The organism is Streptomyces inhibens, from assembly GCF_003389455.1.
GTDB classification, from domain to species: Bacteria; Actinomycetota; Actinomycetes; order Streptomycetales; family Streptomycetaceae; genus Streptomyces; species Streptomyces inhibens.
Genome location: NZ_QUAC01000234.1, coordinates 1 through 23,425 on the forward strand (window position 1 = coordinate 1; position 23,425 = coordinate 23,425).

General features: G+C 70.5%; 26 protein-coding genes, 3 pseudogenes and 1 riboswitch. Of the genes and pseudogenes, 16 read left to right on the forward strand and 13 right to left on the reverse strand.

What is annotated here, in order from left to right; genetic code table 11:
* The 4 genes from DY245_RS29720 to DY245_RS29735 all read right to left on the reverse strand — a co-directional run.
* Nucleotides 1-344, reverse strand: a 344-nt coding sequence (locus DY245_RS29720; protein ID WP_280525012.1) for an urease accessory protein UreF, incomplete at its 3' end; no start/stop codon positions are given.
* A 43-nt stretch (nucleotides 345-387) separates the two neighbouring features.
* Nucleotides 388-2,109, reverse strand: coding sequence for an urease subunit alpha (locus DY245_RS29725; protein WP_128510294.1), 1,722 nt, complete (start codon nucleotides 2,107-2,109; stop codon nucleotides 388-390).
* Nucleotides 2,102-2,413, reverse strand: a complete 312-nt coding sequence (locus tag DY245_RS29730; RefSeq protein WP_128510295.1) for an urease subunit beta — start codon at nucleotides 2,411-2,413, stop codon at nucleotides 2,102-2,104. Before DY245_RS29730 ends, DY245_RS29725 begins: the two co-directional genes overlap by 8 nt.
* Before the next feature lie 17 nt (nucleotides 2,414-2,430).
* Nucleotides 2,431-2,733, reverse strand: coding sequence for an urease subunit gamma (locus DY245_RS29735; protein ID WP_006608038.1), 303 nt, complete (start codon nucleotides 2,731-2,733; stop codon nucleotides 2,431-2,433).
* A 528-nt stretch (nucleotides 2,734-3,261) separates the two neighbouring features.
* Here DY245_RS29735 and DY245_RS29740 point away from each other — a divergent pair.
* Nucleotides 3,262-4,209, forward strand: a complete 948-nt coding sequence (locus tag DY245_RS29740; protein WP_128510296.1) for a M28 family metallopeptidase — start codon at nucleotides 3,262-3,264, stop codon at nucleotides 4,207-4,209.
* A 38-nt stretch (nucleotides 4,210-4,247) separates the two neighbouring features.
* Here the strand turns inward: DY245_RS29740 and DY245_RS29745 are convergent, their stop codons facing one another.
* Nucleotides 4,248-4,562: a type II toxin-antitoxin system Phd/YefM family antitoxin gene (locus DY245_RS29745; RefSeq protein ID WP_128510297.1), complete on the reverse strand. Its 315-nt coding sequence runs from the start codon at nucleotides 4,560-4,562 to the stop codon at nucleotides 4,248-4,250.
* A gap of 58 nt (nucleotides 4,563-4,620) precedes the next feature.
* Between DY245_RS29745 and DY245_RS29750 the strand changes: the two genes are divergently transcribed.
* From DY245_RS29750 to DY245_RS29765, 4 genes are all read left to right on the forward strand, one after another.
* On the forward strand, nucleotides 4,621-5,256 hold the full coding sequence (locus DY245_RS29750; protein ID WP_128510298.1) for an ATP-dependent Clp protease proteolytic subunit: 636 nt from the start codon (nucleotides 4,621-4,623) through the stop codon (nucleotides 5,254-5,256).
* A gap of 6 nt (nucleotides 5,257-5,262) precedes the next feature.
* Nucleotides 5,263-5,571: a hypothetical protein gene (locus DY245_RS29755; RefSeq protein WP_128510299.1), complete on the forward strand. Its 309-nt coding sequence runs from the start codon at nucleotides 5,263-5,265 to the stop codon at nucleotides 5,569-5,571.
* A gap of 291 nt (nucleotides 5,572-5,862) precedes the next feature.
* A riboswitch (cyclic di-AMP (ydaO/yuaA leader) is annotated at nucleotides 5,863-6,049 on the forward strand.
* A gap of 4 nt (nucleotides 6,050-6,053) precedes the next feature.
* Entirely contained in the window at nucleotides 6,054-6,527 is a 474-nt protein-coding gene (locus tag DY245_RS29760) for a C40 family peptidase (protein ID WP_128510300.1), read from the forward strand.
* Between the two features lie 57 nt (nucleotides 6,528-6,584).
* Nucleotides 6,585-7,232 carry a GNAT family N-acetyltransferase gene (locus tag DY245_RS29765; RefSeq protein WP_128510301.1) on the forward strand — a complete coding sequence of 216 codons (648 nt, stop codon included), beginning with the start codon at nucleotides 6,585-6,587 and terminating at the stop codon, nucleotides 7,230-7,232.
* A gap of 19 nt (nucleotides 7,233-7,251) precedes the next feature.
* Here the strand turns inward: DY245_RS29765 and DY245_RS29770 are convergent, their stop codons facing one another.
* On the reverse strand, nucleotides 7,252-7,920 hold the full coding sequence (locus tag DY245_RS29770) for a LysE family translocator (RefSeq protein ID WP_128510302.1): 669 nt from the start codon (nucleotides 7,918-7,920) through the stop codon (nucleotides 7,252-7,254).
* Between the two features lie 71 nt (nucleotides 7,921-7,991).
* Here DY245_RS29770 and DY245_RS29775 point away from each other — a divergent pair, with 71 nt between their 5' ends.
* Nucleotides 7,992-8,909 carry a LysR family transcriptional regulator gene (locus tag DY245_RS29775; RefSeq protein WP_128510303.1) on the forward strand — a complete coding sequence of 306 codons (918 nt, stop codon included), beginning with the start codon at nucleotides 7,992-7,994 and terminating at the stop codon, nucleotides 8,907-8,909.
* Nucleotides 8,910-8,937: 28 nt separating this feature from the next.
* Here the strand turns inward: DY245_RS29775 and DY245_RS29780 are convergent, their stop codons facing one another.
* Nucleotides 8,938-9,366: an ATP-binding protein gene (locus DY245_RS29780; protein ID WP_128510304.1), complete on the reverse strand. Its 429-nt coding sequence runs from the start codon at nucleotides 9,364-9,366 to the stop codon at nucleotides 8,938-8,940.
* A 371-nt stretch (nucleotides 9,367-9,737) separates the two neighbouring features.
* Entirely contained in the window at nucleotides 9,738-10,988 is a 1,251-nt protein-coding gene (locus tag DY245_RS29785; protein WP_244943356.1) for an 8-amino-7-oxononanoate synthase, read from the reverse strand.
* 156 nt (nucleotides 10,989-11,144) lie between these two features.
* On the opposite strand from DY245_RS29785, the gene bioB reads away from it, so the two are divergent.
* The 4 genes from bioB (at nucleotide 11,145) to DY245_RS29805 (ending at nucleotide 15,270) form a co-directional block, all read left to right on the forward strand.
* The gene (gene bioB, locus DY245_RS29790) at nucleotides 11,145-12,302 is read left to right on the forward strand and encodes a biotin synthase BioB (RefSeq protein ID WP_128510305.1); all 1,158 of its coding nucleotides are present in this window, start codon (nucleotides 11,145-11,147) and stop codon (nucleotides 12,300-12,302) included.
* Nucleotides 12,295-13,599: an adenosylmethionine--8-amino-7-oxononanoate transaminase gene (locus DY245_RS29795; RefSeq protein WP_128510306.1), complete on the forward strand. Its 1,305-nt coding sequence runs from the start codon at nucleotides 12,295-12,297 to the stop codon at nucleotides 13,597-13,599. Before bioB ends, DY245_RS29795 begins: the two co-directional genes overlap by 8 nt.
* Nucleotides 13,600-13,683: 84 nt before the next feature.
* The gene (gene bioD / locus DY245_RS29800; RefSeq protein WP_128510307.1) at nucleotides 13,684-14,430 is read left to right on the forward strand and encodes a dethiobiotin synthase; all 747 of its coding nucleotides are present in this window, start codon (nucleotides 13,684-13,686) and stop codon (nucleotides 14,428-14,430) included.
* Between the two features lie 168 nt (nucleotides 14,431-14,598).
* Nucleotides 14,599-15,270: a class I SAM-dependent methyltransferase gene (locus DY245_RS29805; protein ID WP_128510308.1), complete on the forward strand. Its 672-nt coding sequence runs from the start codon at nucleotides 14,599-14,601 to the stop codon at nucleotides 15,268-15,270.
* Between the two features lie 43 nt (nucleotides 15,271-15,313).
* On the opposite strand, the gene DY245_RS29810 is transcribed toward DY245_RS29805, so the two are convergent.
* Together DY245_RS29810 and DY245_RS29815 are read right to left on the reverse strand one after the other, a co-directional pair.
* Nucleotides 15,314-15,685: a fic family toxin-antitoxin system, toxin component gene (locus DY245_RS29810; RefSeq protein ID WP_128510309.1), complete on the reverse strand. Its 372-nt coding sequence runs from the start codon at nucleotides 15,683-15,685 to the stop codon at nucleotides 15,314-15,316.
* Nucleotides 15,682-15,954: a toxin-antitoxin system HicB family antitoxin gene (locus DY245_RS29815; protein WP_128510310.1), complete on the reverse strand. Its 273-nt coding sequence runs from the start codon at nucleotides 15,952-15,954 to the stop codon at nucleotides 15,682-15,684. Before DY245_RS29815 ends, DY245_RS29810 begins: the two co-directional genes overlap by 4 nt.
* Before the next feature lie 228 nt (nucleotides 15,955-16,182).
* Here DY245_RS29815 and DY245_RS45425 point away from each other — a divergent pair, with 228 nt between their 5' ends.
* Nucleotides 16,183-17,664: an APC family permease gene (locus DY245_RS45425; RefSeq protein WP_128510311.1), complete on the forward strand. Its 1,482-nt coding sequence runs from the start codon at nucleotides 16,183-16,185 to the stop codon at nucleotides 17,662-17,664.
* A 9-nt stretch (nucleotides 17,665-17,673) separates the two neighbouring features.
* Here the strand turns inward: DY245_RS45425 and DY245_RS46965 are convergent.
* A pseudogene (locus tag DY245_RS46965) lies at nucleotides 17,674-18,474 on the reverse strand (multidrug resistance efflux transporter family protein); the annotation flags it as partial.
* A 227-nt stretch (nucleotides 18,475-18,701) separates the two neighbouring features.
* On the opposite strand from DY245_RS46965, the gene DY245_RS29830 reads away from it, so the two are divergent.
* From DY245_RS29830 to DY245_RS46970, 4 genes and pseudogenes are all read left to right on the forward strand, one after another.
* The gene (locus DY245_RS29830; RefSeq protein ID WP_128510312.1) at nucleotides 18,702-19,349 is read left to right on the forward strand and encodes a GntR family transcriptional regulator; all 648 of its coding nucleotides are present in this window, start codon (nucleotides 18,702-18,704) and stop codon (nucleotides 19,347-19,349) included.
* A 187-nt stretch (nucleotides 19,350-19,536) separates the two neighbouring features.
* Nucleotides 19,537-20,427: an LLM class F420-dependent oxidoreductase gene (locus DY245_RS29835; protein ID WP_128510313.1), complete on the forward strand. Its 891-nt coding sequence runs from the start codon at nucleotides 19,537-19,539 to the stop codon at nucleotides 20,425-20,427.
* A gap of 66 nt (nucleotides 20,428-20,493) precedes the next feature.
* Nucleotides 20,494-20,747 (forward strand): annotated as a pseudogene (locus DY245_RS29840) (GNAT family N-acetyltransferase); the annotation flags it as partial.
* A gap of 362 nt (nucleotides 20,748-21,109) precedes the next feature.
* On the forward strand, nucleotides 21,110-21,514 hold a 405-nt coding region (locus tag DY245_RS46970), incomplete at its 3' end, for a hypothetical protein (protein WP_244943358.1).
* A 1-nt stretch (nucleotide 21,515) separates the two neighbouring features.
* Here the strand turns inward: DY245_RS46970 and DY245_RS29850 are convergent.
* Nucleotides 21,516-21,824, reverse strand: a pseudogene (locus DY245_RS29850) (nucleotidyltransferase domain-containing protein); the annotation flags it as partial.
* 157 nt (nucleotides 21,825-21,981) lie between these two features.
* Here DY245_RS29850 and DY245_RS29855 point away from each other — a divergent pair.
* Nucleotides 21,982-22,518 carry a 2'-5' RNA ligase family protein gene (locus DY245_RS29855; RefSeq protein WP_181923936.1) on the forward strand — a complete coding sequence of 179 codons (537 nt, stop codon included), beginning with the start codon at nucleotides 21,982-21,984 and terminating at the stop codon, nucleotides 22,516-22,518.
* On the opposite strand, the gene DY245_RS29860 is transcribed toward DY245_RS29855, so the two are convergent.
* A complete protein-coding gene (locus DY245_RS29860; RefSeq protein WP_342354227.1) occupies nucleotides 22,505-23,425 on the reverse strand; it encodes an IS5 family transposase in 921 nt (306 codons plus the stop codon). The genes DY245_RS29855 and DY245_RS29860 overlap by 14 nt on opposite strands.

Here is a 23,425-nt window from a genome sequence, read left to right on the forward strand (position 1 = left end):
CGGGCCGCGGCGAGCGCGTCGAGTGCGGCGCTGGGCCAGGTGGCGCGGGCGGCCCGCATCATCTGCCGGCCGAGCCGCCGGGCGACCTGCCGCAGCGCCGGTACGGGCGTACGGGCGTCGGCAGCGTCGTCCAGGAGCAGCGGGTCGCAGCCGGCGGCGGCCGCGGCGGCGAGCCCCGCGGCGACCAGGCCCGCGGTGTGCAGCCGGCCCCGGCAGAAGGTTTCCAGGGTGGCGGCGTCCTTGATGCGTCCCGCGGTGACGGCCGGTTCGGCGCCGCCCGAGTGGGCGTGCCCTCCGGCGGGGAACCGGCCGTCGGCGAGGACGAGCAGCGCTGCGCGGCTCATCGGTGGTACGCGTCCTTCATCGGGATGTTCATCGGGCGGTACATCAGAAGAGGAAGTACCGCTGGGCCATGGGGAGTTCGGTGGCGGGGGCGGGTTCGACCACCTCGCCGTCGATGGTCACCGTGAAGGTGTCGGGGTCGACCTGGACGCGCGGCAGGGCGTCGTTGTTGCGCATATCGGCCTTGGTGACGCCGCGGGTGCTGCGGATCGCCTCGTAGCGCTTGGCCAGTGGGAGACGCTCGGGGAGATCGTCCTCGATTGCCTGCCGGGAGACGAAGTTGACCGAGTTGCTGCCCGGGGCCTTGCCGGTGGCGCCGAACATCGGGCGGGGCAGGATCGGCTGCGGGGTGGGGATGGAGGCGTTGGCGTCGCCCATCTGCGCGTAGGCGATCTGGCCGCCCTTGATGACGAGCTGCGGCTTGACGCCGAAGAACGCCGGGTCCCACAGGACGAGGTCGGCGAGCTTGCCGTCCTCGACGGAGCCGACGACATGGTCGATGCCCTGGGCGATGGCCGCGTTGATGGTGTACTTCGCGACATAGCGGCGGGCGCGGTGGTTGTCGGCGCTGCCGTCGCCGAGGAGGCTGCCCCGGCGCCGCTTCATGACGTGCGCGGTCTGCCACGTACGCATCACGACCTCGCCGATCCGGCCCATGGCCTGGGCGTCGGAGGACATGATCGAGATGGCGCCGAGGTCGTGCAGGATGTCCTCGGCCGCGATCGTGGAGGGCCGGATCCGGGACTCGGCGAAGGCGAGGTCCTCGGGGACGGCGGGGTTGAGGTGGTGGCAGACCATCAGCATGTCGAGGTGTTCCTCGACGGTGTTGATGGTGTGCGGGCGCGTGGGGTTGGTGGACGCGGGCAGCACATTCGGCTCGGAGACCATCGCGATCATGTCGGGGGCGTGGCCGCCGCCGGCGCCTTCGACATGGAACGCGTGGAGGGAACGGCCGCCGATGGCGGCGAGGGTGTCGGCGAGGAATCCGGCCTCGTTGAGGGTGTCGGTGTGGATCGCGAGCTGCGCGCCGCTCTCCTCGCAGACGTTCAGACAGGCGTCGAGGACGGCGGGGGTCGCGCCCCAGTCCTCGTGGATCTTGAAGCCGAGGATGCCCGCCCGCAGCTGGTCGCGCATCGATGCGAGCGAGGTGGTGTTGCCCTTGCCGAGCAGGCCGACATTGACCGGCAGGGAGTCCATCGACTCGAACATCCGGGCAACGTGCCAGGCGCCGGGGGTGATGGTGGTGGCCTTGCTGCCCTCTGCCGGTCCGGTGCCGCCGCCGACGAGGGTGGTGACGCCGGAGGCCAGCGCCTCGTCCACCTGCTGGGGGCAGATGAAGTGGACATGGGTGTCGATGGCGCCGGCGGTGAGGATCTTGCCGTTGCCGGCGATGACCTCGGTCTCGGGCCCGATGACCAGGTCGGGGTGGACGCCGTCCATGGTGTCGGGGTTGCCGGCCTTGCCGAGCGCGGTGATCCTGCCGTCGCGGATGCCGACGTCGGCCTTGACGATGCCCCAGTGGTCGAGCACCACCGCACCGGTGATCACGGTGTCGGGGGTGCCCTCGGCGCGGGTGGCGCGGGACTGGCCCATCGATTCGCGGATCACCTTGCCGCCGCCGAAGACGGCCTCGTCGCCGGCCCGGCCGGGCCCTCCCGAGCGGTCCTCGGTGATCTCGATGACCAGGTCGGTGTCGGCGAGCCGGATCCGGTCGCCGGTGGTCGGGCCGAAGAGATCGGCGTACGCCTGGCGGGTCAGCTCAGCCATCGAGGGTGCCTCCGGTCTCGCCCCGCAGGCCCATGACGATGCGCTTGCCCCCGATGGGGACGAGTTCGACCTCGGTGGGAATCCCGGGCTCGAAGCGCACGGCGGAGCCGGCCGCGACGTTCAGCCGCTTGCCGTGCGCGGCCGCGCGGTCGAAGTCGAGGCCGGGGTTGGCCTCGGCGAAGTGGTAGTGGGAGCCGACCTGGACGGGGCGGTCGGCGGCGTTGAGGACGGTCATGCGCGTGAGGGGGAGGCCTTCGTTCAGGCGCACCGGCTCGTCGGCGTAGAGGATCTGTCCCGGGATCATCTTCTGCTCTCCCGTGATCAGTTGATGGGTTCGTGAACGGTGACGAGCTTGGTGCCGTCGGGGAAGGTGGCCTCGACCTGCACATCGTGGATCATCTCGGGGACGCCCTCCATGACCTCGTCGCGGGTGAGCACCTTGCGACCGGAGGACATGAGCTCGGCGACGGTACGGCCGTCCCGGGCGCCTTCGAGGATGTGCACGGTCAGCAGCGCAATCGATTCGGGATGGTTGAGCTTCACCCCTCGGGACCGTCGCTTTTCGGCCACGTCTGCCGCCACATGAATCATCAAACGTTCTTGTTCATGCGGGGTCAGTTGCATACCTTCTCCACCTCACAGTCTTCACCACCCGGGACGCATTTACCCAGGTCACAGGCGTGGACGCACCTGTATCGATAGATGTACCACGCACTGATTAAAGGAGGAGCAAACCGACCTCCAGCACTTGGCCATCAAGAGCCCCACGACCGGAGGCTAGTTCGGCGGGATTTCATCGGCGTTACAGCCAGGGACACATCCGCGTCATCTGTTGCGCCTGATGTAACGCGGCGTCATTGCCGCCCGTTACGGCGCAGCAACCCGTTTGCCGGAACCGACTTACCCCCATCAAGCCCCCGCCCATACGGGACAACTGATGGCGAATTCCGCACCCCGAAGCCACCACCGGGCCGCGCGACAGCCGGGACATCCGGCGGCCTGACCGCCACGATCACCACAAACCCGACACGTCCCGCTCTGCGAACACCACTGTCCGATATGCGCTCTTGACGGGTTCGGGGACGGTCGCAATCCTCATGTGCGCGTCAAACAAGCTCAACCAACCCCCCACACTTGTATCGGAGCCACACTGTGACTCATTCGGCACGAATACGCCGGGCCGCGCTGGCCGCGGGCACCGTCACCGCCCTGGCCGCCACCCTCTTCACCGCGGCCGGCGCCTACGCCGACACCGCGCCGGCCGCCGCCCCGGACATCGACGTCAAGGCCGTCAAGGCCGACCTGGACCAGCTGCAGTCGATCGCCGACGCCAACGGCGGCAACCGCGCCCACGGCCAGCCGGGCTACAAGGCGTCCGTCGACTTCATCAAGGGCAAGCTGGACCAGGCCGGATTCACCACCCAGGTCCAGGAGTTCGACAACAACGGCGCCAAGGGCTACAACCTGGTCGCCGACTGGCCGGGCGGCGACGAGAGCAAGACCGTGATGACCGGCGCCCATCTGGACTCGGTCGACGCGGGCCCCGGCATCAACGACAACGGCTCCGGCTCGGCCGGCATCCTCGAGGTCGCCCTCGCGGTCGCCAAGTCCGACTTCAAGCCCGCCAAGCACCTGCGGTTCGGCTGGTGGGGCGACGAAGAGGACGGCATGGTCGGCTCGAAGCACTACGTCGACAGCCTGGCGCAGGGCGACCGCTCGAAGATCGACTCGTATCTGAACTTCGATATGATCGGCTCGCCGAACCCGGGCTACTTCGTCTACGACGACGATGCCCGCCTGGAGAAGGTCTTCAAGGACTGGTACGCGACCAAGAACATCGCGACCGAGCCCGAGACCGAGGGCGACGGCCGCTCCGACCATGCTTCGTTCAAGGACGCCGGCATCCCGGTCGGCGGACTGTTCTCCGGCGCCGACTACATCAAGACCGAGGCACAGGCGAAGGCCTGGGGCGGGACCGCGGGCAAGGCGTTCGACGCCTGCTACCACCAGTCCTGCGACACGTCGAAGAACATCGACGACACCGCGCTGGACAACAACAGCGACGCCATCGCCAACGCACTGTGGCAGCTCAGCTCTTGAGCCACCTGCCCCACCGCACGGTCAGCGCTCGCTGACCGTCATTTCTCCCGACCCGGTCGCCGATCCCCGGCGGCCGGGTCGCGGTGTTCCGCGGCGATACCGAACCGCCGTCGTTCGCCCGGAGCGGACGGCAGCTGCCGCACGGCGGACACCGTGCTGATCACCTGCTCCTCCTCCGCGTCCTGCTCGCACTGCCCGAGTTCTTCGAGTTGCTGCAGGTCAGCGGCGGATACCAGCGCGACGAGGGGCTTGCCGTGGCGGGTGACGACCACCCGCTCACCGCCGTAGACGACACGGTTGATCAGATCCGCCAGCTCCGCCCGGGCTTGCGTCACCGGAATTTCATAGGCCATGCTCCCATTCTAACGGGATGTACGTCCTGTACATTTTTTACAGAGAAGAGGAGCAGCCATGCTGCGATCGACAGCCCGCTATGTCCTTCCCGAGCTCACCGAGCGCACCTCCCAGGGGACGCGCACCATGGACCCGTACTCCAAACTGCTCAGCGAGCGCATCGTCTTCCTGGGCACCCCGATCGACGACGCCTCGGCCAACGACGTCATGGCCCAGTTCGTCCACCTCGAACACGCCGCGCCCGAGCAGGACATCTCGCTCTACATCAACTCCCCCGGCGGCTCGTTCACCGCGATGACCGCCATCTACGACACGATGCGCTTCGTGTCGTGCGACGTGGAGACCGTCTGCCTGGGGCAGGCCGCCTCCGCCGCCGCGGTGCTGCTGGCCGCCGGCACACCCGGAAAGCGGCTGGCGCTGCCCCGCGCCCGGATCCTGATCCACCAGCCGTCGCTCAGCGAACCCATCCAGGGCCAGGCCACCGACCTGCAGATCCAGGCGGACGAGATGCTGCGCACCCGCGACATGCTGGAGGAGATGCTGGTGCGGCACACCGGACAGCCTCGCGAGCGGATCGCCGCCGACATCGAGCGCGACAAGATCTTCGACGCCCCGGCCGCCCTGGAGTACGGCCTGATCGACGGGCTCACCCGTAACCGCAAGCAGTCGTCCCCCGAGCCCGTCGCGCGGTGATCCCCGATGCTGCCACCCGAACCCCCGCCACTGCCCGCCCTGACCCGCGCCGAGGGTGAGCTGATCGACTCCTATCTGGCGGTGCTCGACCTGCTCGGCCGGATCAATCCGACCCGCGGCGGCCACACCTACAGCGGGCTGCGCGCCGCCCAGGCACTGGTCGGCAAGGCCGCCGAACTACGGGACGCACTGACGCTGATGCACAACCGGGGCGAGAGCGAGCTGCACCGCGCAGCGCTGACCCGGGCGCTACAAGTACTGGACGGCGAGCGCCGGGCCGGGCTCGTGACGGTGCCGCCACCCGAGGACCTGTGACCCGACACGCGCGCCGGGGCTGCGCATACGGCGTAGCGTCCGCGCCTGTTGTAAGGAGGCGACGAATTGCGCGGGGCACACATAATTCATCCGGCCCTTGATGTTTCGCCGCTGGTCCCAGGGCCGCAACACCCCGCGTCAGACCACCTGCAGGAACAAAACTAACCATTCAGCCCAAATGTGACCCATGTCACATACGGCATTTTCAGCTCGGAATTCGGGCGGTGGGTGCGTGACGATCCCTTCGACGACAAGACCCCGCCACAGAGACGGGGCGGTCCGGACGGGCGCCCAATCCCGCCGCCGTACCGGATGTCCGGTCGACGATGTGGATCGGCGGGAGCGGAGGACCCGAGCACGACGGGGCCCCGGCCTTCCCGGCCGCGGGTTCCTTGGGGTGAAGCCGTACGCATGGCCGGGCATCTTCGCCTGCCCGAACCCGACAGGTCTTCCTTCGTAGGCGGCTGACGAAGGGTTTGCGCATGACCGTGCGCACACATACGCCGAATCTGCTGGCGCGCGCCGGCGCCGTCTCCGCGATGACGCTGGTCACCCTCGGCGGGGCGACACTCGCCCCGGGAGCGACCGCGGACGCCGAGGCCGCAACCGTCTCCGCCCATGCACTGCGGATCGCGGCGTCCAAGAGGGGCGCTCCCTACCAGTACGGCGCCCAGGGGCCCTGGCGCTTCGACTGTTCGGGGCTGACGCTGTACTCGTTCAAGCGCGCCGGCCGGGCCCTGCCACGCACCGCCGCCGCGCAGTACGGGCAGACCCGGCATGTGCCGGCCTCCTCCCGAAGACGCGGCGACCTGGTGTTCTTCTATTCGGGCAGCGGCATTTACCACGTCGGCATCTACGCGGGCCGGAGCCGGATCTGGCATGCGCCCAAGGCCGGCAGCGTGGTACGGCTGGAGCGGATCTGGAGCCGCGCCGTCTGGTACGGAAGAGTGCGTTGACCTGCGACTTCGCCTTACGCTCGGTCAGTTGTCAGTGGGCTTCGGTAATTTGACCGAGTGACCTCGCACCTGAGCAAGCTGCTGACGGCCGCGGCGCGCGGAAGCTTTCCGCCCGCCGACGGATCGGTGACGGTGCTGCCCCCGCCGTCACCACGGGACGTGGGGGTGGCGGCCTTCACCTGCCATGCCGTGGTGTTCGCGGACGTGGAGCCCTCATGGGTGCGGGACCGGATAGCGCCCGGTGATCTCTCGGCGCCGCTCAGCCCGCCGTTTCTCACGGCTCTGGGCGAGCGGGTGGGCCGCGAGGCCAACAACATCGACATGGTGACGGTCGCCGAGGCACTGCCCGGTCCGCCGCCGCTGGAGCTGGCGGAGACGACGGACCGCGGCCATCCGCGAATAACCCGGGCGCTGCGGCACCGCGACGACGTACGGGCCTGGACGACCGCCGACGGCGGGACGCTGGTCATCGGCCGTGGGGTGGCCGACCGCTGGGAGCTGGCCGTCGAGGTGGACGGCGTGGCACAGGGGCACGGCCTCGGCCGCCGGCTGGCGTACGCCGCCCGGCATCTCCTCCCGGCCGGCGAGCTGCTGTGGGCACAGGTCGCCCCCGGCAATGCGCGCAGCGTCCGCGGGATCCTGGCCGCCGGGTTCGTGCCGGTGGGCGCCGAGGTGCTGATGGTGCCGCACGGCGGTCGCGGCTAGGTCGGGTCCAGGACGTCGCTCAGGCGAGCACCAGCTCGACGAGCAGGATGCCGCCCAGGGCGGTGAGCAGCGCGCCGGTGGTGGCTTCCAGGGCCCGGGTCACCCGCGGGCGGCGCAGCCAGGCGCCCAGCCGGTCCACGAGCAGGGCGACGGCCGGGAACCACACCAGCGCCATCGCGACGACCATCGTGGCGAGCAGCAGCGTACGGGGCAGTGCGGGCTCGCCCGCCGGAACGAACTGCGGGAGCAGGCTGAGGAAGAGCACGGGGGCCTTGGGGTTGAGCGCATTGGTCAAAAAGCCCTGGCGCAGCCCCTGCGCGGTGCCCAGGAGGGCGGCCGGGCGGGCGCCGTCGGCGGACGGGGCGGCGGAGGGATCGGCCGAGGCGTCCACGACAGTCGCCGGGCGCCGGACGGCCGCGATCAGGGCGCGGCCACCGAGGTACAACAGGTAGGCGCCGCCGAGGAGTTGGACGGCACCGAAGAGCGCGGGCACGGCGACCAGCACCGCCGCGAGCCCGGCCACCGCCAGCGCGGTGTGCACCAGCAGTCCGCCCGCGACGCCGACGGCGGTGGCCACCCCCGCCCGGCGCGAGTCGAGGGCATTGCGCACCACGACCGCGAAATCCGCGCCCGGCATGGTGACCATGCCCGCGGCGACTCCGGTGAAGGCAATCAGCTGTCCGTCCATATGAGCAGCTTCGCCGGTCAGAGCCTTTAATAGGTATTGGCAATCTTCTTGGAGGGCCTAAAGAGGTTCTTATGTACGACCCCACACGGCTGGCCGCTCTGGTGGCGGTCGCGGAAGCCGGTTCGATCACCCGGGCCGCCGCCCGGCTCGGCTACACCGCCCCCGCGCTCTCCCAGCAGCTCGCCAAGCTGGAACGGGAGGCCGGGGCGGCGCTGCTGGTGCGCCACCACCGCGGGGCGCGGCTGACGGCAGCCGGGGAACTGCTGCTCATACGGGCCCGGCGGGTGCTCGACGAGCTGGATCAGGCCCGGCACGAGCTGTCGCAGCTGGCGGGGCTGTCCGGCGGCCGGCTGCGGATCGGCACGTTCATGACCGCCGGTACGCATCTGCTGCCGCCCGCGCTCAGCTCGTTCCGCCGTGCGCACCCCGATGTGGAGCTGAGCGTGACGGAGTTCGTACCGCCGCAGGACACCGCGGCGGTGGCGCTGGGCGAGATAGATCTGGCGCTGACGCACGAGTACGTGCCGGGCGAGGCGATGCCGCCGCCGGACGGTGTGAGTCTGGAGCCGCTGCTGGCCGAGGAGCTGGTGCTCGTCACGGCGCCCGGCCATGCCCTGTCGGCGGGCGCAGGACGGCTGCCGCTGGCCGAGCTGGCCGGCCAGCCGCTGGTCAGCATGGCGCCGGCCAACCCCAACCGGCGCGAGGTGGAGGCGGCGCTGGCGGCGGCCGGGGCGAGTGTGGCGGTGCGCTGTGAGTCGCCGAGCTATGCGGTGGTGTGTGCGCTGGTGAGCGCCGGGCTCGGGGTGGCGGTGGTGCCGGAGATGGTGGCGGAGGGCTCGGTGACCCCGCTGGGGATCCGCCGGCTGGACCCACCGGAGCTGCATCGCCGGATCTCGGTGGCCTACCGCCCCGGGGGCGGCACCCCGGCCGCTGACACCCTGCGGGCCCTGTTGCGCGGTGCCTTCACCCGCCACTCCCCCGCACCATGACGCACGGTCTCTGCGGCCGAAGCCCTGGTCAGCGGACGGCGACCGGCCATGGCATGGCGATCCCGACGGTCTTGCCGCCGGACGCGGTGGGGACGACCGAGAGGCGGCCGCCGGCCTCCGCGGCGAGGAAGCGGACGATGACCATGCCACGGCCGTTGTCCTGCTGGACCGCGGCGGGCAGCCGGCGCGGCCGGCGCGGATGGCTGTCGGTGACACCGACGCGCAGGTGTTCATCGCGGTCGAGCCGTAGCTCGATGGTGAAGGTCGGGGACTGGCCGAAGGTGTGCTGGACGGCGTTGGTCGCGAGTTCGGAGACGATCAGACGGACGGAGTCGGCGGTTTCGGAATCGGCCGGCAGGCCCCATTCGGCGAGCACTGCCAGGGCGTGTCGGCGGGCGATGGCGACCGAGGCCGGGGCGCTCGGCAGAGTGAGTGAGGATTGTTGGTGGTCTGCCATCGCGACGCCGTCCCTTTCCCACCGAGTCCCGGCTCCGGTCCGCTGACCAGGGACGCCGGGATGCCGCTCGGGACACCGATTCGGCCTCGGACTTCTGCTGTGCGCCAGAGTGCCACCCATGCTGCCGGTGTGGTGCTCGATCCACCAACATATACAGATATCTATCGCTCAATGCGGTGAACTCTGCTACGCGAGAACGGATTTGGGGCGCACGGGGCTCGATGGGCCCGAGGGATCTGGTGGACCCGGTGGAGCCGGTGGTGACGCCCGGACGGCGACCGCCCCACCGGTTCAAGCCGGCGCCGGATCAAGCCGTAGCCGGTTCAAGCCGGCGCCGCTTCAATCCGCCGCCGGATCGAGCCCCCGCCCATTCACACCACCGGCGCCGTGGCCACGATCGTGCCGACCGCCATGCCGAGCTGGGCATCCGTCAGATCCGCGCGGGCGGTGAGCCGCAGCCGGGAGATCCCGTCGGGTACGGACGGCGGCCGGAAGCAGCCGACTGCGAGGCCGGCCGTACGGCAGTCGGCGGCCCAGCGGACCGCGGCCTCCGGCGACGGGGCGCGTACCGAGACCACCGCGGCGTCCGGCCGTACCGCCGCCAGACCTGCCGCGGTGAGCCGCCCGTGCAGCTCGCGTGCGACCTGCCCGGCGCGGGTGGCGCGCTGCGGTTCGCGGCGCAGCAGGCGCAGCGCGGCAAGGGCGCCGCCGACCGCCGCCGGGGCGAGACCGGTGTCGAAGATGAACGACCGGGCGGTGTTGACCAGGTGCTCGATGACCCGGGCCGGGCCGAGCACCGCGCCGCCCTGGGAGCCGAGCGACTTGGAGAGCGTCACGGTGGCCACCACATCGCCGTCACCGGCCAGTCCGGCCGCCCGCAGCGCGCCACTCCCCCCGTCGCCCAGGACGCCCAGGCCATGTGCGTCGTCGACGAGGAGAGCCGCGCCCGCTGCCCGGCAGACCTCGGCGAGCGCGGGCAGCGGCGCGGCGTCGCCGTCGACCGAGAACACCGAGTCGGTGACGGCGAGCGCCCGGCCGTCGTGGCCGGTCAGCGCGGTGCGTACGGCCTCCGGATCGGCGTGCGGGACCACTTCGGTACGGGCCCGGGAGAGCCGGCAGCCGTCGATCAGGGAGGCGTGGTTGCCGGCGTCGGAGACGAGCAGGGTGCCGGGGGCGGTGAGCGCGGTGACGGCGGCGAGATTCGCGGCATATCCGGAGGACAGCACCAAAGCCGCCTCGAATCCGCAGAATGCGGCGAGTTCCGTCTCCAGCCGGGCGTGCAGCTCGGTGCTGCCGGTGACCAGCCGGGAGCCGGTCGCGCCTGCTCCCCAGCGGTGTGCGGCGGCGGCCGCGCCACGGGTGACCTCGGGGTGCCGGGCGAGTCCGAGATAGTCGTTGCTGGCCAGATCGAGCAGCGGGGAGTCGACGGGGCGGGGGCGCAGGGTGCGGACGAGTCCGGCACGGCGGCGCTCGGCGTGTGCCGCGTCGATCCAGTCGAAGGCCGCGTGATACGCCTGCGGGGAGGGCGAGTCGTGCGCCTGCCGGGCGGGCGCGGCGGACGGCTCGACGGGGGTCGCTGGCGAGGCGTCGCGGAGCAGCGACGGGGCGGAGTCCTGCGGCATCGGCGTCCTTTGTGAGTCGGCCTCGATTGTGGGCTGTCGATAGACGTTAGCGGTCGTTCCGCAGGCACACAGTGTGGTGATACACACACCCCGATCCACGCTCGTTGTGGGAATCCTCCTTGGCCGGGGGCGGTGGCGTACGTCAGGATCAACGCCATGGACCTGCTGAACACACTGGTGGACAAGGGACTGCGGCGCGAGTTGCCGACCCGCGAAGAGGCGCTGGCCGTATTGGCGACCTCCGATGACGAACTGCTCGATGTCGTGGCCGCGGCCGGAAAGGTGCGCCGCCAGTGGTTCGGGCGGCGGGTCAAGCTCAACTATCTCGTCAACCTCAAGTCGGGCCTGTGCCCCGAGGACTGCTCGTACTGCTCCCAGCGGCTGGGCTCGAAGGCCGAGATCCTCAAGTACACCTGGCTCAAGCCCGATGACGCCTCCAAGGCGGCCGCCGCCGGGGTGGCCGGTGGCGCCAAGCGCGTCTGCCTGGTGGCCAGCGGCCGCGGCCCCACCGACAAGGACGTGGACCGGGTCTCGGAGACCATCTCCACCATCAAGGAGCAGAACGAGGGCGTGGAGGTGTGCGCCTGTCTGGGTCTGCTCTCCGACGGCCAGGCGGACCGGCTGCGCGCGGCGGGCGCCGATGCGTACAACCACAACCTCAACACCTCAGAAGCCACATACGGCGACATCTGCACCACGCATGACTTCTCCGACCGGGTCTCCACCGTCCAGCAGGCCCAGGCGGCGGGCATGTCCGCCTGCTCCGGGCTGATCGCCGGAATGGGTGAGAGCGACGCCGACCTCGTCGATGTGGTCTTCGCGCTGCGCGAGCTGGACCCCGACTCCGTCCCGGTCAACTTCCTGATCCCGTTCGAGGGCACCCCGCTCGCCAAGGAGTGGAACCTCACCCCGCAGCGCGCGCTGCGCATCCTGGCGATGGTCCGGTTCGTCTGCCCGGACATCGAGGTCCGGCTGGCCGGCGGCCGCGAGGTCCATCTGCGCAGCATGCAGCCGCTCGCCCTGCACCTGGTCAACTCCATCTTCCTCGGCGACTATCTGACCAGCGAGGGCCAGGCCGGCAAGGACGACCTGGCGATGATCACGGACGCCGGCTTCGAGGTCGAGGGCACGGACACCACGACGCTGCCCGAGCATCGCAGGCCGTGCGGCGACGGGGCGGAAGCGCAGGCGGCCACTGCCGAGGAGGCCGAGGCTCCCGCCGCCACCGTTCCCGCCCCGTCCGACGAGACCCGCCGCGACCTGGTCGCGGTGCGCCGCCGCGGCGCCGGTACCGACCTTCCGCCCAATGCCTGAGCCGCTCACCCCCCGCGAACTGCTCGCCCTCGACCGGCAGCATGTGTGGCATCCGTACGGGCCGATGCCCGGCAAGGCCGCACCGCTGCTGGTCGAGTCGGCGTCCGGCGTGCGGCTCCGGCTGGCCGAACCCGCCGAGGGCCGGGACGAGTTGGTGGACGGTATGTCCTCCTGGTGGTCGGCGGTGCACGGCTACAACCACCCGGTGCTCAATGACGCCGCGCGCGGCCAGCTGGAGCGGATGAGCCATGTGATGTTCGGCGGGCTCACCCATGAGCCCGCCGTACGCCTGGCGAAGCGGCTGGTCGACATCACGCCCGAGCCGCTGCGGCATGTCTTCCTCGCCGACTCCGGTTCGGTGTCGGTCGAGGTCGCCGTCAAGATGTGCCTGCAGTACTGGCGCTCGCTCGGAAAGCCCCGTAAACAGCGGTTGTTGACCTGGCGGGGCGGCTATCACGGCGACACCTGGCAGCCGATGTCGGTCTGCGACCCGGACGGCGGGATGCATGAGCTGTGGCAGGGGGTGCTGCCGCGGCAGATCTTCGCGGACGCGCCGCCGGCCGGCTTCGACGCCGCGCCCGACGAGGCGTACGCGGCGCATCTGCGCGAGCTGATCGGCCGGCACGCCGAGGAGCTGGCAGCGGTGATCGTGGAGCCCGTGGTGCAGGGCGCGGGCGGGATGTCGTTCCACTCCCCCGGCTATCTGCGGGTGCTGCGCGAGGCCTGCGACACGCACGGTGTACTGCTCGTCTTCGACGAGATCGCCACCGGCTTCGGCCGTACGGGCGCCCTCTTCGCCGCCGAACACGCGGGGGTCGCACCGGACGTGATGTGCCTCGGCAAGGCGCTGACCGGCGGATATCTGACCCTGGCGGCGACGCTGTGCACGACGGCCGTCGCGGACGGCATCTCGCGCGGCGAACTGCCGGTGCTGGCACACGGCCCCACCTTCATGGGCAATCCGCTCGCCGCGTCCGTCGCCGACGCCTCGATCGAGCTGCTGCTGTCCCAGGACTGGGCGCAGGAGGTCAAGCGGATCGAGGCCGGGCTGCGGGACGGTCTGGCGGCGGCCGGGAGCATCGCCGGAGTACGTGACGTACGTGTCCTCGGCGCGATCGGTGTCGTCCAGCTCGACCACGAGGTGGACATGGCGGCCGCGACCCGGGCGGCGGTCCGGGAGGGCGTATGGCTGCGCCCGTTCCGGGATCTGATCTACACGATGCCGCCGTACATCACCGGCGACGAGGATGTGGCGCGCATCTGCGCCGCGGTGTGCGCGGCAGCTCGCGTGGGCTGAACTCCGGGGTGCGCGGGGCCAGTTGGCGAACGAGCCGGCCCGGCGCCCCCCGCCGCCGCACCGCAGGAACCATTCACCCAGTCAATGCGCGCGGGTTCGTCCGCGCGGAGTCGGAGGTACACCATGTCGGTGCTGTTCGTGACCGGCACGGGCACGGAGATCGGCAAGACCGTGACCACGGCCGCGATCGCCGCGGCCGCGCTCGCCCAGGGCCGTTCGGTGGCCGTGCTCAAGCCGGCCCAGACCGGCGTCACCGCGCACGAGAGGGGCGATGCGGCGGAGGTCGAGCGGCTGGCCGGTCCGGTCACCCTCAGCGAACTCGCCCGCTACCCCGACCCGTTGGCGCCCGCCACGGCCGCACTGCGGGCCGGTCTGCCGCCGGTGAGCCCCCAGGAGATCGCCGAGGCCGCCGCCAAGCTGGCCGCCTCGCACGACCTGGTACTCGTCGAAGGTGCGGGCGGTCTGCTCGTACGCTTCGACGCGGACGGCCACACCCTCGCCGACGCCGCGCGGCTGGCGGACGCCCCCGTCCTGGTGGTCGCCCAGGCCGGCCTTGGCACCCTCAACACCACGGCACTGACCGCGCTGGCACTGCGCTCGTACGGGCTCGACTCCCCCGGCGTCGTCATCGGCAGCTGGCCGGCCGAACCCGATCTGGCGTCCCGCTGCAATCTGGCCGACCTCCCGGAGGCCGCGGGCGCCCCGCTCCTCGGCGTCATCCCGGAGGGCTCCGGCGGGCTGCCGCCGCACGCCTTCCGCGCCGCGGCCCCCGGCTGGCTGGCGCCGGAGCTCGGTGGATCGGGCGCGTTCCGCACTCCCCCGAGCGCGTGATGTCGCGCGGCGCTCGACGCGGAACCGCCGGCGGGGTGGCCAGGAGGCCGCGCGGTCGGGCTCGTACGGATATCCGAATGCCGGGCGGGACGGCGCCGTGGGACTTGTCCCCTTCCAGGTGGGGAGACTGACAGGCAGGAGGGGGCACCGCCGGCGAAAGGGCCCGTCATGTTGCAGCGCAGGAGAATTCCGCAAGGCACCGTGCACCACCCGGTGTTCGCCCGCTTCTACGCGAGCTGCTGCGGTCCGGCCGCGGACGCGCGGGCGGGGGTCGCAGGGCTCCGCAAGGAGTTGCTGACGGGCGCTATAGGGCGGGTCATCGAGGTCGGCGCCGGCCCCGGACTGAACTTTCCGCACTATCCGGGGACCGTTTCGGAGGTGGTGGCCATCGAGCCGGAGTCCACGCTCCGGGAGGTGGCCCGGTCGGCGGCCGCGCATGTTGAGGTGCCGGTGGATGTGGTGCCCGGGGTGGCGGAGGCCCTGCCGGTCAAGAGCGAGGCGTTCGATACGGCGGTGGCGTCGCTGGTGCTGTGTTCGGTGCGCGATGTGCAGCGGGCGCTGATGGAGCTGCGGCGGGTGCTGCGTCCCGGTGGTGAGCTGCGGTTCTTCGAGCACGGGCGGGCGGCGGGGCGGGGGCTGGCGGCGGTGCAGTGGTCGTTGGACCACACGGTCTGGCCGCTGCTGATGGGGGGCTGTCACACCGGTCGCGATCCGCTGGGCGAGATCCGGGGCGCGGGGTTCGAGGTGGTGCGGATGCGGCGGTTGAAGGTACCGGAGCGGGGACCGACGCTCCCGACGTCGCCGGCGGTGCTGGGTGTGGCGCGGCGGCCGGGCAACTGAGCCACCCGGCGGCCGTCGCGCCGTCGGCGGCCGCTCGGTCGCCTCACACCGTCCAGGTGCGCAGTTCGTCGGCGATGGCGTGGACGTCCGCCGTGCCTTCCTTGACGAGGCGGGCGAGATCGCGGACCTGCTCGGGTGAGGTGGCGATCTTCAGGCCGCTGGCGACGAGATAGCCGTAGGCGACGGCGGTCGCGAACATGGCGTTCGAGCGCTCCAACGCCGGTACCTGGAGCAGGAGTTGGAGGAGGGCCGCGGCGCGGTCCTGGGGATCGGTGTAGACGGGCACACCGAATATTTCCGCTTCATGGCGGCTGACGGCGGCCACGAGGGCGCCCCAGTCGGAGACCTGAGGGTCTCCCGGGGTGTGCTGTTCGGCGATCAGGAGGAGCCAGGCGAGGTCGATGCGCAGCGTCACGTTGTGCCCGGCTGTCCTTCGCGGTGGGTGGTGGCGGGACGGCCTTGGGCGCCCCCCGGTTCCAGGCCGAATTCCTCGGCGAAGACCCGCTCGTACTGCTTCATGAAGTCGGAGGCGGCCTCGACGAAGGTCTGCCCGACCTCGCCGGCGTCCTTCAGGACGAGCTCCTCGATATAGCGGTTCACGCTCACTCCCCGCTGCAGGGCGCGCGCTCGCGCCGCTTCGGCGGTGGCTTCGTCCACCCGGACGTTCAGCTGTGTCTTCGCCACCCCTCCAAGCTAGCGCGCATCCGCTAGCACCGGCAAGCGTCGTCGCCCGTGTGGTACCGGGCCGGAGCGGAGGCCGCCCCGCGCGCCGCTGCCCACCCTGCCGGAGCGGATGCCGCACGATGTGATCCGTCGTGAGACCGGGGTGATCGTGCGGGACTCGGCACACCGGCGCGATCAGCGAACGACCGGACCGCCCACGACCGCTCGGCCCTCAGGAGGACCACCGCAGTGTCCGTCCCAGCCTCCGTCCCGAATCTGAAGCGCAGCCTGCGTCGCTTCGACATCATGGCGATCAGCGTCGCCGCCGTGATCTCCTTCGATGTGATCGGGCAGATCGCCTCCGGCGGCGGCCAGGCCGTCACCTGGATCGCCGTTATCGCGGTGGCGTTTCTGCTGCCCTACGCCCTGATCTTCGCCGAGACCGGCGCCGCGTTCCCGCAGGAAGGCGGGCCCTATGTCTGGGTGGAGGTGGCCTTCGGCCGGCTGGCGGCCGCGCTGACCACCCTGTTCTATTGGGTCACCAACCCGGTCTGGCTGGGCGGCTCGCTGGTCTTCGTGGCCGCCGAGGCCTGGGACGGCTTCGTCTTTCCGCTCGGCTCGGGAACGGTGGCCGACTACGCCTTCAAGCTGGTCTTCATCTGGGCCGCCATCCTCACCGCGGTGGTGTCGCTGCGCCGCGGCAAATGGATCACCACGACCGGCGCCGGGGCCAAGGTCCTGGCGCTGGCGTTCTTCACCGGTACCGCGGTGGCGTACGGCGTCCAGCACGGCTTCCAGGGCCTGTCGGGCGCCGGTTTCGCGCCCAGCGGTGCCGGGTTTCTGGCACTGGTGCCAGTGCTGCTGTTCGCGTTCGTCGGGTTCGAGGCGCCCAACGCGGCAGGGGACGAGATGCTCGATGCGCAGCACGATGTGCCGGTCGCGATCGGGGTCTCCGGCGCCATCGCCACCTGCTGCTATCTGCTGCCGGTCCTGGCCATCCTCTCCGTCGCCCCGGGCGGCCAGGTCACCGGAGTCGGCGGCTTCATGGATGCCGCCCGGCTGGTCTTCGGTATCTACGGCGGCTGGCGCGACCCCCTTCTGACCTTTGTCGCCGTGCTGTTCGCGGTGGCACTGCTGACCCAGGGCAGCGCCTGGATGATCGTCGCCGACCGGATGCAGGCGATGGCGGCCGCCGACGGCGGGTTCTTCACCCGCGGCCTGGGCGCCTTCCATCCACGGCTGGGCACACCGGTCCGGATGAATCTGGTCTCCGGTGTCACCGCCACCGCCTTCATGGTCGCCGCGATGCATCTGGCGAGCGGGGACACCTCTTCCGTCTTCGGTGTGGTGCTGTCCGTCGCGATCACCACGCTGCTGCTGTCCTATCTCGCCGTGATTCCCTCGCTGTTGGTGCTGCGGCTGCGTCACCGCTCGGTGCCCCGGCCCTATCAGGTGCCCTTCGGCACCCGCGGCTTCACGGTCGCGGTCGTGCTCGTCTACGCCTGGATCCTGCTCGGCTCATGGGTGGCGCTGTTTCCCGGCACTCTGGAGGAGCTCTTCGGCATCCCGTACGACTTCCGGGCGACCTGGAGCGTCTCCCGGCTCGCGTTCGAGACGTTCACCCTCGGCACCGTCGTCCTGCTGCTCGCGGTCGCCGCCGCCGGGTACATGACCCAGCGCATGCGCACACAGCCCCAGGACGATGAGCGCGAGACCGGCCCAGCCCGATAGTGCCGGCGCCGCCACGCCCACCATCAGCGCCTCACCGAGCAGGGTGAACGGCACCTCGGCCGCCTGGGTGGCCTCGACCGCGCCCAGGGTGGCGGGGTGGTGGCGCACCAGGTCGGTGGCGCGGAAGAAGAGGGTGGTGGCCACGACGCCGGAGACCAGGGCGACGATCAGCGACTGCGTCAACTGGCCGCCGCTGGGCGGGCCTTGGGTCACCGCCGCCGTGGCCGCCAGTGCCAGCCACAGCGGGAGCGAGCCCAGTGTCATCGCCAGGGTGCGCTGGACGCCGTCCAGGCCGTCGAGCCCGAGGAGTTTGCGGTTGCCGAGCGGGTAGGCGACGGCGGCGACCGTGACCGGCAGCACCACCCGGAGGACCGTGGCCGGGCCCGTACCGTCGGCGTGCTCCAGCTGGGCCAGCAGCACGCCGACGACGATCAGCACGGAGACCCCGAGCGTACGCAGCGGGACCCGGCCGCCGCCGAGCGCGCCCAGCCCGATGCCCGCGACGATCACCAGCTGCCAGGTCGAGGCGACCAGCCAGCCCGCCCCTGCCTGGCCGGCCCAGGTGAGCGGCGCGTAGAAGAGGCCGAAGCCGACGGTCGACCAGATCAGCCAGGTCGTGGGGCGGGCGCGCAGAGTGCGCAGTACGCCGGGCAGACCGCCGCGCACGGCCACCAACGCGACCAGCGGGACGACCATGAAGAGGTAGCGCAGGCTCGCGCTCCACATCCAGGAGCCGCCGGCCACGCTCATCCAGCGGTTGAGCACAAAGGTGGTGGCGAAACAGGCGGCGGCGATCAGCCCCAGGGTCATCGGACCCGCCACACCCCCCGTACCGGAGCGCGCGGCCGCGCCCCGGCCGCCGGGTATCCGTATCCGTGTCGGCACCTCGTCCGTCTCCCTGCTGTATCGCCGTTACATCGCCCTGGACAGACGTCCTGACCTCCCGCTTTCCCGAGAGAGGCGAAATTGACATCTGAAATGTTAGTTCCTCTTCGGGGCGCCTCGTCGCGCGGGGGTCCGCGCATAAGATCGAGGGCGTGACCGCACTGGAACCGGTGCCGAGAAGGCTGCTGCGCGACGAGGCGTATGACGCGCTGCTGGAGGCGATCGTCTCCGGCGAGCTGCCGCCCGGCCAGAAACTCAACGATGCCGAGCTCGCCGAACGGCTGGGGCTCTCCCGCGCCCCGGTACGGCAGGCGCTCGCCCGCCTGGCCGCGGAACGGCTGGTGGTGTCCAAGCCACAGAGCTACACCCGGGTCGCCCCCGTCGTGGCCGAGGAGATCCGGGACGCGCTCGCCGTCGTCCAGGCGATGCATGCGCTGGCCGTACGCGAGGCGGTCCCCCGGATGACCGAGGAGCACCTCGACCGGATGCGGGCGGCCAATGCCGCGTTCGTCCGCGCGCTGGACGCCGAGGACGCGCTCGCCGCCATCGCCGCCGACGACGAACTGCACGCGGTACCGATCGAGGTGTGCGGCAACGCGGCGCTGGCCGAGACGGTCCGCCGCTACACCCCGCTGCTGCGCAGACCGGAGCGCCGCCGCTTCTCCAGCGCCGCGGCGCGCGCGTCCGCCGAGCGGCACGATGCGCTGATCGACGCCTGCGCGGCGGGCGCGACGGAGGCCGCCGTGGAGCTGTCGGGCGAGATCTGGGGCGGACTTGACGCGATGGACGCCCCCTCCTGATCACCACCGACCACGGCATGAACGCCAAGAGCGAAGGCGCGGGCGAGGCCCAAGTGGTCTTTCGGCAGGGACGTGGCCGCCGCACGGGAATCGATGCTTCGTCCGCCAGCGTTGCAACGGATCATGGTTGCATGGGCCGGTGACCGGTCACGGTCACCGCCGATCGCGCACTTTCCAAGGGGACTTCGTGCCACGTCCGTTCCGCTTCGGCGTCAATATGCTCACCATCGATTCGGGAGCCACCTGGCACGAGAAGTGCCGGCACGCCGAGGAGCTGGGCTATGACGTACTGCTCGTCCCGGACCATCTGGGCATGCCGGCGCCGTTCCCCGCGCTGATCGCCGCGGCGGAGGCGACCGAGCGGCCGCGGGTGGGCACCTTCGTCCTCAACACCGGGTTCTTCAACCCGGCGCTGCTGGCCCGCGAGGTGGCCACCACCGATGCGCTGACCGGCGGGCGACTGGAGCTTGGCCTGGGCACGGGGTACGTCCGTGCCGAGCACGAGACGGCCGGTCTGCCCTGGGGCTCGCCGGGCGAGCGGGTGGACCATCTGACCCGCACCATCGAGGAGTTGGACCGGCTGCTGGGCGACGACGGGCATGTGCCGCAGCCGGCCCAGCGGCCGCGGCCGCCGCTGCTGATCGGCGGCAACGGCCCGCGGATGCTGCGACTTGCGGCCCGGCACGCGGAGATCGCGGCATTCACGGGTGGCCGGCAGTCGCCCGGCAAGCCGGAGGGCACGCTGGAGCTGATGCCGGCCGACCAGCTCGCGGCCTCGGTCGCCAGGTATCAGGAGTACGCCGCCGACCGCCCCGAGCCGGCCGAGCTGAACATCCTCGTACAGCAGGTGCTGGTCACCGACGACCGTCGGGCCGTCGCCCGGGAGATCGCCGCACTGGACATCGGGCTCGACGAGGAGCAGGCACTGGACGCACCGACGCTGCTGATCGGTACGCCGGCGCAGATGGCCGAGCAGCTGCGGGAGCGCCGTGAGCGGTTCGGGTTCTCCTACATCACCGTCCTGGACCCGTTCCTGGAGGCGTTCGCGCCGGTGCTGGAGGAGCTGAAGGGCAGCTGACGCCGGGGCAGCCCGCATCGTGGAATCCGGTCGACACCCCGCTCAGCCCGGTGGTGGGATCCGGCTATGAATGATCTTCAGATCCGGGCCGGGACGCCGGCCGATCTCGATGCCGCACTCGCCTTCTGGAAAATCGCCGCCGAGGGCACCAGCATCAGCGATGACACCGACGGCGTGGCGCGACTGGTGGCCCGCGACCCCGAGTCGCTGCTGCTGGCCATGGAGGTCCCCCTGGTCGAGCGAAGCCGAGAGATAGCGGGAACGACGGTGAGCTGGTGGGCACGGTGATCGCCGGCTTCGACGGGGAGAGCATCCACCTCAACGGCGAAGACCACCTGCGCGTCATCACCAGCGTCTACGGCAGCGCCACCGAGGCCATCGCACCCTCGCCCTCACGGGAGCACCCGCCATCACGCCTGCCACTTCGACAGAGCCGCTCACGCCGCAGACCCGGACCGTCCCGGTGTACGCCGCCGACCCCGGCGACCACGAAGCTCTCCTGAGTAGGTGTTTTTCAACCTGCCGAGATGCCCCGTGGCAGGTGGCATCGGTGACACTGGCGCTGGTGTAGAGGGCGTCAGCGGTCGACGTAGCCTTCGCGCAGAGGACCGCCTGTCAGGTTCAGCACTCGGATGGCTGAGGTCGCCGGCAGTGTGGGATCAGCGTGTCTGGCCAGAGCGAGGTGTCCGTCGAGCAGGCCCTTGCCGAGTACGGGGTCAGCTGCTCTCAAGCGCCTGGGCAGCCATTTTCCGGCACCGTTCCACATGCGATGGTGCGCGGTGAGCAGGTGCGCGGCTTCGCGCAGGACCCGGTCTGCCACGGCCAGCTGTTCGTGAGGGTCGCTGTTGGGGCCGGTGTCAGTGAGATCGTCCAAGAGGTCTGTGAGCAGGGCTCGCTGGGCGTCGTGCTCGGGCCCGGTCAGGGGATCTGGGCCTGCTGCCAACAGGGCTTTGGCCTCTTGGCGAAGCGCCTCGACATGGCCGTCGGGGTCGTGGAGAACGAGGGAATCAGCGAAGAGGAAGAGAGCGGTCGCCCTGCGCGTCGTGCGACTTTCCGCGAAGGCAGTTCGCAGGTCGGAGCGGCTGTTNACTTTCCGCGAAGGCAGTTCGCAGGTCGGAGCGGCTGTTGAGGAAGACCTCAGCCAGGATCTCGTCGTGACGAAGCACCTCACGACGTCTCATGCCGTGATCGGGGAGAAGGACTGTGATGTCGAGGTCACTGTTGGGAGTGGACTGACCGCGTGCGGCCGAACCGCCCAGCACCGCGCCGATCGCTTCCGGATAGCGCGCGGAAACGAGTCGGCTGGCCGCACGGACGTCTGCCGCTGCCTCGTTGGAACCGAGCCGGAGGCCTGACATTCCTGTATGGGGATGCGGCTGGGGATTCATGGCCGTCATCGTGCCAGGTCAGGCTAGGACCGCATCGTCCAACTGTCGGTGCGAGATCCTTTGTGGGTCAGGCGCTTGGTCATCACGGTGATGAGCGCCCAGTTGAGACGGGCCCGATGGCGATTATTGGGTCGCAGTCGCCAGGGCTCGTTGGTAGACAGATACGGTGGCAGACGACGGCTCCAGCGAGTTTCAGGCAGGGCAAACGGGACTCATCGTGAAGATCCCCGAGGCCGAGCCCGCTGTTCGTGCGTGGCGCGAACAGCTTGACCCCTCAGCCCGCGCGGGTGTTCCAGCGCATGTCACGGTGCTCTTCCCGTTCCTCGAAGAGAGCCGCATCGATAGCGCCGTCTGCGCTGCTGTCGGGGAGGTGCTGGAAGGGCACCGGGCCTTTGAGGTTCGGTTCGAGAGCTGTGGACGGTTTCCCGGGGTGCTGTATCTCGTCCCCGAACCGGACACGCAGTTCCGGCAGCTCACTCAGGCGATAGCCGATCGATGGCCACAGACCCCGCCGTTCGGCGGCCAGTTCACAGACGTCATCCCGCACCTGACCGTGGCCCAAGGCCAACAAGCCACTGCCCTGAAGAAGGTTGAGGCCGACCTCCTCGGCTGTCTCCCCATCACAGCGCGCGTATCGTCGGTAGAACTCATGGTTCACGACGGCACGGGGTGGCATGAGCGAGCGTCCTTCACTCTCCAGTAATGTCCCGCGCCTGTCGGCGGTCAGTTGAGGGGCTGGGATTCTTCGTCCAGCTGTCGGTACGGGCGCTTTTGCGAGTCAAGCGCTTGGTCATCACCGTGATGAGTGCCCAGTTCAGGTGGGCTTCGCTGTGTTGAGGCAGACGCTCGTGGTCTCGGACGTTTCGGCGGGCGTTCATCAGCCGGCCGATCGTGCGCTCGACCTTCCGTCGTCGCGGCAGAACAACGAAGCCTTCGGCTGTCCGTGGCCGGGCGACGGTCCGCAGGCTGAGCCAGAGCCGGTCGTCAGCCCAGTCGACAAGCTGGCCGGCATGGGCGGAGTCGGCCCAGACCCGGGTGAGCTGGGGATGGGTGAGGCGGAGGCGCCAGAGCATTTCGCGGGCGGCGTCGCGGTCGGTCATGTTGGCGCGCGTCACCATGATCATCATGGGAAGGCCGAGGGTGTCGACGGCGATGTGTCTCCTGCGGCCGTTGACTTTCTTCCCGGCATCGTAGCCGCGGGTGGTGCTGCCGACGGTGGAGGCGGCCTTGATCGATTGCGAGTCCACGATCAGTGTGACCGGGAAGGGGCAGCGTCCCTTCCCGGTACGGATCCGGCGCCGCAGCTGATCGCGGATGAAGGTCACCCACCCGCCCCGGTTCCATCGCTGAAAGAATCCGCAGACGGTCTCCCAGGGCGGGAAATCCGCAGGTAGAGCCCGCCACTTGGCGCCGTTGTCGACGATGTAGCGGATCCCGTCCACGATGTCCCGCCGCAGCCACTTCTCGGGGTGTCCGCCGGTATTGGTCTGACAGGCCGGGGCGGGCAGCAAAGGCTCGATCAGGGCCCACTCGGCGGCTGTGGTATCGGAGGGGTAGCGGCTGCGGCGGCGGGAACAGGTTCGCATGATGGGCTCGGCAATTCTCGTCAT